9 protein-coding genes are annotated in these 12,792 nt (G+C 52.7%); 4 read left to right on the forward strand and 5 right to left on the reverse strand.

Annotation, left to right across the window (positions count from 1 at the left end; all coding sequences use genetic code 11):
• Positions 1 to 18: 18 nt before the first annotated feature.
• The 5 genes from IEX36_RS07770 to IEX36_RS07790 form a co-directional block, all read right to left on the reverse strand.
• Positions 19 to 1,497: a sulfatase-like hydrolase/transferase gene (locus tag IEX36_RS07770; protein ID WP_229668790.1), complete on the reverse strand. Its 1,479-nt coding sequence runs from the start codon at positions 1,495 to 1,497 to the stop codon at positions 19 to 21.
• A gap of 94 nt (positions 1,498 to 1,591) precedes the next feature.
• On the reverse strand, positions 1,592 to 5,107 hold the full coding sequence (locus IEX36_RS07775) for a TonB-dependent receptor (protein WP_188758725.1): 3,516 nt from the start codon (positions 5,105 to 5,107) through the stop codon (positions 1,592 to 1,594).
• A 277-nt stretch (positions 5,108 to 5,384) separates the two neighbouring features.
• A complete protein-coding gene (locus IEX36_RS07780) occupies positions 5,385 to 6,425 on the reverse strand; it encodes a substrate-binding domain-containing protein (RefSeq protein ID WP_188758726.1) in 1,041 nt (346 codons plus the stop codon).
• 128 nt (positions 6,426 to 6,553) lie between these two features.
• Positions 6,554 to 8,005, reverse strand: coding sequence for an ATP-binding protein (locus IEX36_RS07785; RefSeq protein WP_188758727.1), 1,452 nt, complete (start codon positions 8,003 to 8,005; stop codon positions 6,554 to 6,556).
• Positions 7,986 to 8,663 carry a winged helix-turn-helix domain-containing protein gene (locus IEX36_RS07790; RefSeq protein WP_188758728.1) on the reverse strand — a complete coding sequence of 226 codons (678 nt, stop codon included), beginning with the start codon at positions 8,661 to 8,663 and terminating at the stop codon, positions 7,986 to 7,988. The genes IEX36_RS07785 and IEX36_RS07790 overlap by 20 nt, the downstream gene beginning before the upstream one ends.
• 252 nt (positions 8,664 to 8,915) lie before the next feature.
• On the opposite strand from IEX36_RS07790, the gene IEX36_RS07795 reads away from it, so the two are divergent.
• From IEX36_RS07795 to IEX36_RS07810, 4 genes are all read left to right on the forward strand, one after another.
• Entirely contained in the window at positions 8,916 to 9,977 is a 1,062-nt protein-coding gene (locus IEX36_RS07795; RefSeq protein ID WP_188758729.1) for a type III polyketide synthase, read from the forward strand.
• Between the two features lie 91 nt (positions 9,978 to 10,068).
• Positions 10,069 to 10,680, forward strand: a complete 612-nt coding sequence (locus IEX36_RS07800; protein ID WP_229668791.1) for a methyltransferase domain-containing protein — start codon at positions 10,069 to 10,071, stop codon at positions 10,678 to 10,680.
• 103 nt (positions 10,681 to 10,783) lie between these two features.
• Positions 10,784 to 11,416 carry a DUF2306 domain-containing protein gene (locus IEX36_RS07805; RefSeq protein WP_188758732.1) on the forward strand — a complete coding sequence of 211 codons (633 nt, stop codon included), beginning with the start codon at positions 10,784 to 10,786 and terminating at the stop codon, positions 11,414 to 11,416.
• Positions 11,417 to 11,656: 240 nt separating this feature from the next.
• Positions 11,657 to 12,787 carry an NAD(P)/FAD-dependent oxidoreductase gene (locus IEX36_RS07810; protein ID WP_188758733.1) on the forward strand — a complete coding sequence of 377 codons (1,131 nt, stop codon included), beginning with the start codon at positions 11,657 to 11,659 and terminating at the stop codon, positions 12,785 to 12,787.
• The last annotated feature ends 5 nt before the right edge of the window (positions 12,788 to 12,792 follow it).

Raw genomic sequence — 12,792 nt, forward strand, 5'->3', positions numbered from 1 at the left:
TGAATCCGGTTGGTTTGTTCATGCATAGTAGTGAATTGGTTCAATCGTGGTCTCAGCTTCACCTGCTGCCACAATGCGTGAAGCAAGTTCCTGCCGAAGTTGATCGGCAATCTCTCTGTACTCCGGTCGTCCGACAAGATTAAGAGACTCGTTTGGATCATCGGCAATCGAATACAGCACAAAATCCTGATAGTGAGCACTGCTTTCTGCCTGGCCGTTTTTAACCGCAGGGTCGAACACGCAATAACTCCAGTCGCGTGTACGGATCCCGCGCCCACAGATGGACTGGCTGATCTGGAAGTATGCGGTCGAGTCCCAGTTCTTTCGGGCCTGAGCGCTCTCTCCAAGTTTCTTAAGCGACTTACCCCTCAGACTGGCCGGTAGGGTAAGTCCTGCCCCGTCGAGCAGTGTCGGCATCATGTCGATCAGGGAGACGACCTCGTCGATTACACACGACCGATCAAAGCCAGGTCCGGCAATGACAAAAGGCACATGGATAGACGGCTCATGCGGTGAGCGTTTGTATTCACCCATACGGGTTCTGAACGTGCATCCATGATCGGAGAAAAACAGAATGATCGTGTTATCCAGCTGACCTGTCCGTTGAAGCGTCTCGACCAACGTGCCAACACAGTCGTCAATCGCCTGCACGCAGCCATAGTAGCCAGGAATCCGCGAGCGCCAGTTCCCCAGCAGATTTCGCAGGTCGGTTGGAATATACGGATCAATATATTTGTCCTCATAACGCTTGGGAGGGACAAACTCATCTACATCGTTTTGATGGTGCGGTTCAAGTTGTGAGAGGAATAAAAGCCACGGCTTATCATGTTGACGCTCAATGAACTGGACAGCTCGATTGGCGATGAAATCAACACGGTACTCGTCCTTGAATCCAATATTTTTCCCATCGTTGTCCCAATAATTTCCTTCGTACGGATGAGATACAAGCTCAAGTACATTAGCTCCTTCCCATAGATCGTCGAAGCCGCCACGCGACGGCCCCGGCGGAATCCATCCAAGGTTTTTCCTGCCATCCGTCGCAGAGACATGCCACTTCCCTATAAAGTTCGCGGAATAGCCATTTTTGCGAAACTCAGTCGCAATGGTCGGAAGACTGTGGTCCAACTCCAAACCCAACCTCCAGACCCCTGCTTCGGTCGCATATCTGCTTGTAAGAAAAGAAGCGCGTGAAGGAGAACAAAGAGGCTGATTGGAGATACATTGCCTGAAGTTCATTCCGCGCTCGGCCAGTGCATCAATGTGAGGAGTCTTCACCGACGAGTTCTTATGGCTGGCTCCAATAAAATCTGCGCGAAACTGGTCAGCGCAGATCATCAAAACATTCGGCCTCCGTTTGTTTGGCGGCGCGGTATCGGATACACCAAGATCCGCCGCTGCCGCACCAGAGGCCGCAGTAGCAATCATGCCCGACGTAAGTGCAGCGCCCTTCAGAAAATCACGCCTTGTAGGATGGTTCCGGTTTGTCGAATCTGCCACTCGAATCTCACTCCTTTGTTAGAAAACACAGGAAATGTTGCAGCCAGACGACCGCTAACAGATCGTCTGGCTTTCATGCATCTAAGTCTCTGCCTCAAAAAGCATATTTGGCAGACAGTTGAAAGAACCTCGCATCAGGAGTGAAGCTCTGGAAACTCTGTGGACTGGTAATCAGTCCTCCAGTCGTCCCAATACCTGTTGAGCTAGGATTCCCGTATGCCGGCGTATTCAGCACATTGAATATATCCGCACGGAATTGAACATACTGTTCATGGAATACCGAGATATTTTTGAACAGGGACACGTTAATACGCTCATAACCAGGCCCGTATACCTGATTAAAGCGCCCTCCGAGATAGGGCAAAGCGTTCAGCCCGGTAATCTGAGTCGTGCTAATCGGACTACCTTTCACCGCCGCATTAGGAAATGCCTGAGGAGGATTTGCAAACGCGCACGGGTTGTACCAGTGTGTTGTATTTCGCGTGCTGGCAGCACAGGTCACGCTACCAACTGCGGAGACGCTCGGGTCAGGCGTACCTCCAGGTGTAAATGGATTGCGAATCAGAATCGCATTTGCTGATCCTCCATTGGGCCCTGCGCTTCCCAGGTTTGTCCCTACACTGAATGGAAACCCCGTCTGTGCTGTAAATTGCAGATCTCCAGCCCAGCCTCCGGCAAGAACATCAAGAACTCCACCGTGATTGGCGAACTTCCGGCCCTTTCCAAAGGGAAGTTGATAGTAGCCATTGAAGGTAACGCGATGGCGAACATCCGCCTGCGAGTTAGCAAAATCGTTTCTTACACCAATCAAATTGAGGCCTCGATACCCTGATCCTCCAAGGGGCTGACTGGCATCATCCATTGCGTGCGCCCATGTATAAGTCGCCAGAAAATTCAAGCCGTTCTCATACCGTTTTTCGAGTTTGGTCTGCAATGAGTTATAGCTGGAAATTCCTACATACTCATTCGTACCAACACTGCCAAACGCTGGAAACGGGGTGACTGTCTGCGTACTCAATCGCGGATCAATCAGCGCTGCCGGCGCATTAGTATTCACATTGATAATCAAGTGGCGAGTCACATCACCCACATATCCCAGGCTTGCCACCACATTTGCCGAAAGAGCACGCTGGAAAGTCAAATTGTAGGACTCTGTATATGGGTTCTGAATGTTGGGCTGCGACCCTGCAAACGAAGGCGTCGAAACCAGGTTCGCCAACCCGGCAGCAAGGTATTGCTCAAACCCGGTAGCAAGATAGATCCCGTCCGTTGCGCAATTTCCTGGAGTACACGAACTACCGCGATTGAAGTTAGAGGTGAACTGGAATGGATAGTTCTGCAACGTCTCCGGACCTCCAGTATTCTCTACTCCGCCATAGAAGATGCCGTATCCTCCGCGAATGACCGTCTTATCATCCGGGCTAAAGGCAAACCCAAATCTGGGAGAGAAATTCGTCTTCTGGCTGTTCACAAGAAACGGATTCTTCGTATATTGAATTGCCACATTGTTGGCTGCCAGCAGGTTCGTGAACACCGGCGCCAGATAAGTGCTCTGTTGCGATGCCGCATAGGTCAGCGTCGCGGTCCCGCTTCCTGGCCCAAGCGCCTGCATGTAGAAGTTTGCAAACTTGCCTCCTACTTCCTTAATCGGCTGGTTGTAGTCATACCGAAGACCAATATTCAACGTAAGCCGTCTTGTTACTCGCCAATCGTCTTGAACATAAGCTCCGCGAGTCCAGTGCGAAAAATCAAGATGCTGATAATTGGGAACAGTCGCTGAAGCCATAGAATCCAACAGAAAATCCGCGGGCCCGAATCCGGTGTTGGACTTCCCAGGATATGAAGTAAAAAATCCGCTGTAGTTGTAAGTCCCTCGCGCATTAGGAGGAGAGAAAAACGGAAAGCGGACGCTTTGCAACAACATCCCGGCTTTCAGTGAATGGTTGCCGATGATCTTCGTCACATTGTCAAGAATCTGATACGTGTTCTCGCTCTTATGATTGGGGTAGTAACCAGGTTGCCCAAATCCTGTTAGCCCGGACAATGACACAAGAGGAAGGCCACCACCTAATGCTCCGCCACCAGGAACCCCGCCCAGGCCAAGAGAAGCGGCCAGTCCAGAATTTCCGAAAGTGGCTTGCTGAAATCCGAAGTTACCGTAGTTAAAACCGAAACGCAGCTCGTTGATAAAAGTAGGCGTGAATATATGCGTTTCGCTAAACGCAAAATTATCAGCTTGATTGATGATCTTTCCGTCTGTCCCATAACTACCACCATCCAATATCGGACCAAGCGGCGCTGGATAGTTCGCCGGAGCATTCAAATAGCTGAATCTCGCAAACATCTGGTCCCGCGAGCTTACATTCCAGTCAAACCTCGTCCCCCATTGCCAGCTATTTGCAACATCATTCATGTTGGCAACATAGTTGTTGTACAACTTCCCGCCGTTGGTATTGGGCTGAGGATACAAATTCAACAGTTTGAGCGCGGTCTGATTGATATTGTTTGGGCAAATGACATTTTGATTGCCATTGCAACTCAGCAACTGACTCCCCGCGCTTCCCGGCTGATAGAGCGTGACTGCATTTCCTGAAGATGTAAGTGCGGGATTGAGTAACTCCGAAAAATCACCCTGCCGCATCAACGCAGTCGGCACAGACTGCGTATAGGTATTTCCAAAAACGATCCTGCTCGCTTCCGCATAGCCAAAAAAGAACAGCTTATTGTGAATGATGGGAGCGCCCAAGGTCGCTCCAAATTGGTTTTGATGGTAGGCAGGGATCGTCAAAGCGTCGAAATCCTTCGCGTCCAGGTCTGTATTGCGAAGATATTCCCAGAGGCTGCCATGGAGATTATTCGTTCCCGACTTGATGCTTGCATTCATAACCGCACCTGCCGAATGCCCCAATTCCGCGCTGTAACTGCCCGTCTGCACATTGAACTCAGAAAGTGCATCTGGCGGCGGGTTCACAACGAAACTCGATCCATTCAAAAAGTCGGGCACAGACGTGTTGTTGTCCACGCCGTCAAGGATGAAGTTGTTCTGGGTCGGCCTCTGCCCATTGGCAGTAAAGTCTCCTGTAGAGAGACCTCTACCGCCAACGCCCTTCAACACCCCTGCTGCCAGTTGCGCGACATACACTGGGTTACGGCCATTCAGCGGCATGTTGTTGATCGTCTCTGTGCTCATCACCTGTCCCGTGGAGCCAGACTGCGTCTGCAACATTGGAGGAGCAGTGTTGACAGTAACTTCGGTTGAAACCACACCCGGTTTGAGCTGGACAATAACGTTGAGCCGTTGCTGCGCATCTAGATGCAGGTTCCGCTGTGTCGTAGTTTCGAAACCCGGCGCGCTGGCGCTCACATCGTAGTTTCCAATTTTGATGGGCGTGAACGTGTAGACCCCGTTCGCGTCAGCCTTCATCTGAAGAACGAGCCCAGTATCCCTGCTGGTAAGGCTGACTTGAGCTCCTGGCACAATCGCGCCAGATTGGTCCTCCACAATTCCTGTAACGGCTCCTTGATCCATTTGTGCTCTCGCCGAACTTCCTACCGCGAAGAGCAGATACAAGCCGAACATGAATATAAAAACTATTGACCTCTTTTGCATCGCAAATCCTCCTAAAATTTTCTGGCAGGCTGTTCTTCATGTATGTGCCATTAGTCCCTGAACACGGATGCAATGCGCTTAACGTGCAATCGGTTACATGACATTCACAAACGAAGACAGCCATTGCTCTACGTCTTTCACCTGCCCAAATATCAGGCAGATGAGCTTATAAATATGCGGTAACGCTACCGCACGGAGAACGTAACTGTCAAGATGTTTTTATTGCAATTACTGTCGAAATTTGGCCAAGCCAATACCAAACGACAGAAAAAGAGATTTACGATTTCTTATACTCGCGCGCCAAATGCATGTTGGATGCCAGGATGACCTGTGGCTGCACCAGATACGACGGCTGAAGCGGCTTTTTTTCCAGAACCGCCTTCAAAGCCAGTTGCAAGGCATAGCGTCCCAGCCAATAAGGTCTTTGGTAGACGGAAGCGACAATCATTTGCCGCTCAAAATAGGGAACCATCTCCGGGAAAAAGTCTGTAGCAATTACCTGTACTCCACTCGCCTTCCTTTGTGCGTCGATGGCCTCACAAACAGGAATACAGTTACCCGTTGCCACATAAATACCCTTCAGATTCGCTTTCCGCCGCAAGAGTACTGACACTTTCTCAAAGGTATCTTTGGGATCGTCATGCCCTTCGACGGTTTCTATGCATCTCCCCTTCACCGCAATTTCTTCAAACCGTCGTGCAAACGATTCTGCGCGCTTCGAATGAGAGTGGTTGCTCAAATTACCTGTCACGACCGCAACTTGGCCACGCCCGCCAAGAAATCTGGCCATTAATTCGCCCGCGATTCTTCCCAATAGCTCGGGGTCTACCCAAACTACCGAAGTGCGCTGGTTTGCTGGCGCATCCGAGGAGATAAAGATAACCGGAATCCCAGCATCTTTCGCGGAGACAATCAGCTCAGTAAGCTCATGAGAATCTCCAGGGCAGACAATCAGCGCCTGGATGTCTTGTTGCAGAAGATAAGCAATGTGTTGGTGTCGAGAATCTCCCGGTTGCTCCGGAGATGAATTGACGAGCGAGATCCGGAACTCGCTGAAATGGTTCAGCTCACTTTCAATTCCATCGTAGATGGAATCGAAATACTGGCGCAGCGCTCTGGGAATGCAAACCCCTATGCGGAACTGGCGATGCCCTATCGCAAGCGCACGAGCTCTGGGATTGGTTTGATAGCCCAATTCCTCGGCAATGCGAAGAATCTTGCTCCGCGTCTCTTCGCTGATACGCCCTCGATTGTGCAGGGCCCGGTCTACCGTCCCCAGAGAAACATTTGCCAGTTTTGCGATTCGAGGAATACTCATCGCATTCATTCTAAGGATCAATATGGTTTTATGGCGTGGGCAACATGCAGATGCAACAACTAAACCCAGATCTGAGTTTCCGGTCATTGAAGACGAGAGGGGCGACCAGAGTTACTTCTTCATCGGGGTCAAAAAGCGAGGGCTTCGATCTTATCTCCGGTATTACAGGGCCAGGAGACCGATAGCAATGCTCCTCCGCCTGGACGATTCGACGCCGTCACACTTCCTCCATGTGCGAGCACTACAGCTTCAACAAATGCAAGCCCAAGACCATGCCCCTTGGAGTCTCTTCCTTTCACTCTCTGCTCAAACATGTGGGCAGCAATTTCCGAAGCAAATCCGGGGCCATCATCCTCGACAACCAACGTCGCAGCATTTTCGTTTGAGCCGAGTCGTATGGAAACTGTGCATGAGGCGGGTAAGTGGTTAAGCTCATTATCGAGAAGGTTTGCGATCACTCTATGCAGAAGGGCCGCATCTGCCACTATCGTGACAGGCCCCGTGCTGCGCAGATTCACTCGAAGCCCTTTCTCTGACATGGAAGGCTCATACAGGTCAATCATGACTCGAATCAGTTCATCAAGATCCACTTCCGTGAGGGAAAGCTGAAGCGCATCGGCTTTCGCTTCTGCGACGTCAAGCGAGACGTTTAGGAACTCCGTTAGTCGATCCAGTTCATCAATAGCGGTGACAAGTGGCTCACTTTGCTCGCCCTTTAAGTCGCCCGATAAAGCGATCTCCAGCTTTCCCCGAATTGCCGTCAACGGGCTGCGAAGATCGTGGGCAAGAGCCCCAGTAATAGTGTGTAGTTGATGTACAGAGTTTTCTATCCGGTCCAGCATGCGGTTGAGTGTTAGCGCCAGGTGCCCAATTTCGTCATTCCGCTTGCTAGTTGGAACCCTGCTACTCAAATCCGATTGTCCGATCTGAGACGCTGCTTCGGTTATCTCGCGAACATGACCCAGCATGCGTCTGGTCACAAAGAAGACAATCGAGAAACCGAACAGCACAAGCATTACCCAGAGACAGAAAAAACGGAAACGCAAATTGTTAAGTACATGTAGTTCATCTCGCTCTGAAAGCCCTAGATAAATGTGGCTCCCGTCGTCGAGCCGTACTGACGCTACTCGAAAGGGATGATTAAATCCTTTGACGTTCAAGTCGTAGGGAACATCAGAGATAAACTTCTGCGCACGAATCGCGGCTAAGTTTGGCTGCCCGTCGCCGGACCCCACCCAAAGCTTCAGAGTCCCATCGTCCCCGGCTTGAAGAAAAAAGACGGAGTCGTTCTCATCGCCGTTGGAGCGGAGTTTGTCTGGCACCTCTCTGCTCGCGAGCTCTGCGACTTCTCTCACTACCCGACCATAGAGACGGTCCTTTGGCGTTCGTGCCGCCACATCACCGAGAACTCCCACCTCTCCAGTAAGCCAAGCGTCAGTCCTACGCTGGATGTCGTTGGCTACAAAGCTGTGAAGCATCACAAAGGCCAGCATTATTCCAAGGGCAAATGCAAGCGTTGCCCATAGAGAAATGCGCCATGCAGCGCTACGCACGACGGAATTAGTGGTCTTTGAGGACATAGCCGATACCTCGCAAGGTCTTGATCAGCGGCTCACGGCCTTCTGTATCCACTTTGCCGCGCAGGCGGTAGACATGTACATCAACAACATTGGTGTTAGGTTGAATTCTCATCCCCCATACTTCGGAGAGAAGCATCGATCGAGTGACAACACGCCCAGCGTGCCGACATAGATACGCCAGAAGTACGAATTCTTGCGGACTTAGATTTAAAAGCTCTCCTCCACGTGAAGCTCTGCGGCTGATGAAATCCAGCTCCAGATCCAGTATCCGGAGGCGAGTCGTCTCTTCACTCGCAACCAGATTACGTCGCAAAAGATTACGCAATCTGGCCAGCAGCTCTGCGACTGCGAAGGGTTTTGTCAGGTAGTCGTCCCCACCTTGTTCCAGACCTTTGACCCTATCGTCGACCGATCTTCTGGCTGAAAGTATCAATACAGGGCTGCTAATACCAGACCGTCGGAGCTGAAGAATCAGGTCAATGCCATCTTGATCCGGAAGTCCCAAGTCAATAATGAGGCCGTTGTAGACGTGCTTAGACGCTAGCTGAATCGCGGCACTCCCGTCGTCCGCCGCATCCACTTCATATCCAGCCTCGATCAAGGATTGCTTGACGAAATCTTGAATCTCAAATTCATCCTCAACCAGCAGAAGGCGCATACAACATGGTAAGACATTGATACCGCGGTGCTGATGCCTCTATGAACGAATCGTCATCCTATTTCCTTTCTGCAAAGTGCTATCAAAAGAACAGCGGTCTCGTCTCAAAGAGAACCATTGTAATGAGAATTCGGAGCCTGTTCTCTCAAGTAGTCGACTGCGCTATGCTGTCGTATCTTCGTGATTCGGCATCCACAAGACATACATCCGACATCTAGTCCTGACAATCTGGGCTGAGGGCCTACTTAAAGCATGACCACGGCTTACCTGAATCGCATTGCCACTGCCGTGCCAGAGCACGATGTACATGACGCCTTCGTCGAATTCGCGGAGAAAATGCTTGTCGACCAGCGGCTACGTGCGATCTTCCGTCGAATGGCGAGCCGCGCCGACATTGCGCATCGCTATTCCTTCCTTGATCCGCGCAAATCTTCCGACCGACTCTCGTCGCATGATGCGAATGAGTTTTATCGGCGATCTAATTTTCCGAGCACAGCACGGCGTATGCAGCTGTTTGAGGAGAGCGCTCCGGTGCTGATGCGGAATGCCGTAGATCAGCTTGCGCTGAGCGAAGAGGAGCGCTCCGGCATTACTCACGTGCTCGTGACTTGTTGTACTGGGCTCTATGCACCCGGGCTGGATTTTGAAATCGTTGACCATATCGGGCTTTCTGCTGATGTGGAGCGCACGGTGATTGGGTTCATGGGATGCTATGCCGCGATCAATGCGCTAAAGCTGGCGCGGCATATTGTTCGCTCAGATCCAAAAGCTGGTGTTCTGATGGTCAATCTGGAGCTTTGTACGCTGCACTTCCAGGAGACCCAGCAGCTAGAGCAAATACTTTCCTTCCTCATCTTTGCTGATGGCGCGGCCGCGAGTCTAATTACTGCACGCGAGCAGGGCTTCGCACTGGACAGCTTCAAGGCGGTAACGCTCCCCGAAACAAGGGGACTGATTACCTGGAAGATCCGTGATCTGGGATTCGACATGTTTCTGTCGGGCAAGGTTCCAGTGGAGTTGGGCCGCGCGCTACATGGGGGCGAATTGATGGCCGACCGCGATGGCACCGACTTATGGGCAGTTCATCCAGGAGGACGGTCGATTCTGGATGCTGTGGAGAGAGGGTTGGAACTACCGGCCGATGCGCTGGCAACTTCGCGCGAGGTGCTGTCGTCTTTCGGAAATATGTCGTCGGCGACGGTGATGTTTGTGCTACAGCGGATAATGCAGAAGGCGAGGTCTGGGCAACGCGGGTGTGCGATGTCATTTGGACCCGGTCTAACAGCGGAGACGATGCGCTTTCATGTGGTCTAGTGCAAAGGTTGACTTTAGGAAGCGGGTCTCGCCACGTGAGTTGCCAGAACTGATGGATGGTGACTGTAGCTATGAGGACTTCCGTGACTGCATGCGTAGTCTGGAAACGGTCAACCGCTGGCTGCTGGGCTATCGGCCTACACTGGCTTGGCTGAAACGATTGCCAAATGGATTGCGTGATCCACTACACATCGTCGATATAGGTAGTGGCGGCGGGGATTTTCTGCGTCGAATTGCAGGCTGGGCACGGAGACGGCGCATTGCTGTGCAGCTAACGGGGATCGACTTGAATCCTCATGCCGCGCGTGCAGCCGTGGAATTCACACCGAAGGAATGCGGGATCACATGGGTGACCGGCGATGCTATGGTGTATCGACCGGAGAAGCCGATGCATATCGTCGTTAGCTCACTGATGGCACATCATCTGGAGGACGAGGAGATTATCGCCCTGCTGAGATGGATGGAAACGACCGTGCAGGTAGGTTGGTTTATCAATGATTTGGAGCGATCAAAGTGGACCAGTCGGATGTTCGGGTGGGTGCGGTGGCACTGGCTTGTGCGGCATGATGGACCAATATCGTTCAGGCGAGCCTTCCGGAAGGAAGATTGGGCACGCCTGCTGGCTGCTGCTGGGGTCCCGCACGAGGCAGTGACGGTGGAGCAATGGCGGCCTGGACGGTTATGCGTTGGGCGGTGGAAGTGAGGTCGGCGATTCTGAAACTTCTCGTTAGACTTGAATACATGAAGGCTCTCACCCGTGCTACACATCATGGTGCGCCTCACTCGTCTAGCCATTCGAGCGAATCATGCCAATATCCACACTAGCGCCCAGATCCACCGCTTCCAGATTCAAAACTATTCTCTGGGCCTCGCTCGGTCTCACCACGCTCTTTGTCTTTATTACATCCGAGCTCCTTCTCATTACCGATTATCCGATGTACCACGCTTATCGTTTGCAGGTTATAGCAGACCGACATCTCCTCATTCCACATGTACTCGCCGGAACACTCGCTCTCTTAATTGGCCCAATCAATTTCTCCTCGCGGATCCGCGAACGATACCTCAAGCTCCATCGCGTTCTCGGACGCATCTACGTCATCTCCGTTTTCATCGGCGCCGCAACCGGAGTCGCTCTCGCCAGCGGCCGTCCCGGTTTTCCCGGAACCGCCATGCAAGCTACCGCCTGGGTCGTTTGCACCGCGGCTGCCCTGGTCACCGCACGCAATCGCCACATTATCCAACACCGCCAATGGATGGCCCGCTCCTATGCTGTGACGTTTACCTTTGTCTCCAGCCGTGTGCTCAACCTATGGCCTCGCTATTGGAGCCACCTCGGCGATACCCTCTCTGCCGTCGGCGTCATCGCCTTCACCCTCGTCTCCCTGCTAGTCGTAGATATCGGCCTCAACTGGCGCGAACTCACCACTCGCCGTGCCTGATTGTCGGATAAGATACGGCGAGAGCTTCACGGCATCATCAGCGACAAGGAAATTGCTTCGTTCCGTCAATGGCCTCGATTCAGAGTTTGGCTCTTTGAGATACCTAATAGCCCTTCACTTCGTCCATTCAAATGACGTTTTGTTCAGAATGACCCGCCAAGCCGCCTTTTAGACGTCTACTAGAAAAGATGGAGCCCCTCCACAAGTTGGTTCGACATCCAGTGAATTAGGAGCGATGCTTTGCAAGATGAAGTTCTAATCGTAGGAGGTGGAGTGGCAGGCTGCGCCGCTTCAATCGCACTTGCCCGCAAAGGAAAAAGCGTCACACTAATCGAACGCGAGCCCACGCCGCGCCATAAGGTATGCGGCGAGTTCCTGAGCGGCGAAGCCCTCGATGACCTGCGCGCTCTCGGTATTGACGTGGCTTCGCTCGGCGCGGTACCTATCGAGTACGTTCGCCTTGCCGCAGCCAGGCGAGCCGCTGAAGCTCCGTTGCCTTTTCCCGCAGCCTCGCTCACACGTAAGTCGCTTGATACGGCGCTCATCGCCGAAGCTATTACCGCGGGAGTCAGCGTAAAGTGCGGGCGCAGTGTACAGTCACTCAGCCGCACGACCGCTAACCGCTGGCAGGCGATCCTCGATGACGGCAGTACGCATGAAGCCCCTACAGTCTTTCTCGCCACGGGCAAACACGATCTCCGTGGCCACGCGCGCCCCAGGGATCCTCATCGGTGGGTAGCCTTCAAGATGTATTACCGTCTGTCTGCCGCTCAGACCGCTGACCTGGGTGACGCGTCCGAGCTAACTCTCTATTCCGGAGGCTACGGGGGTATTCAACCGGTGGAAGGCGGCGTTGCGAATTTCTGCTGTGTGGTGCAACAACGGTATTTCACACGTGCGGGTCTTCGCTGGGAGGGCCTCATTGCAAATATGCAGAAGGATTGCCCTCACCTCGCGATGCGGCTTGCAGGAGCTGAGCCACTACTCGCCAAGCCGATCACTGTCACACATATCCCCTATGGTTATCTTCGCCGCACAACGGAGGAGGGCCTCTATTGCATCGGCGATCAGGCGGCTGTCATCCCGTCGTTCACTGGCGATGGTATATCCATTGCGCTCCATACTGCTCGCAGTGCTGTCTCTGCTTATCTTGCCGCCGAGCCGGCGACGATTTTTCAGCCCAAATTGCGTTCCGCAATGCTGCCCCAGATGCGCCTTGCCGAGGCCGCCGCCAACGGTTTGAACAACGCACTTGCACGCGCTGTATTGCCGTTCTGCTTAAGAGTCTGGCCGGGCGCGATGCGTGTGACGGCTACGCTCACGCGGGTGACCCAGCCCCCCGCTGTTGCTCCAGAAGCTTTCGCAAATTGAAGTTG

Origin of the sequence: Edaphobacter acidisoli (assembly GCF_014642855.1) — a bacterium.
Classification (GTDB): domain Bacteria; phylum Acidobacteriota; class Terriglobia; order Terriglobales; family Acidobacteriaceae; genus Edaphobacter; species Edaphobacter acidisoli.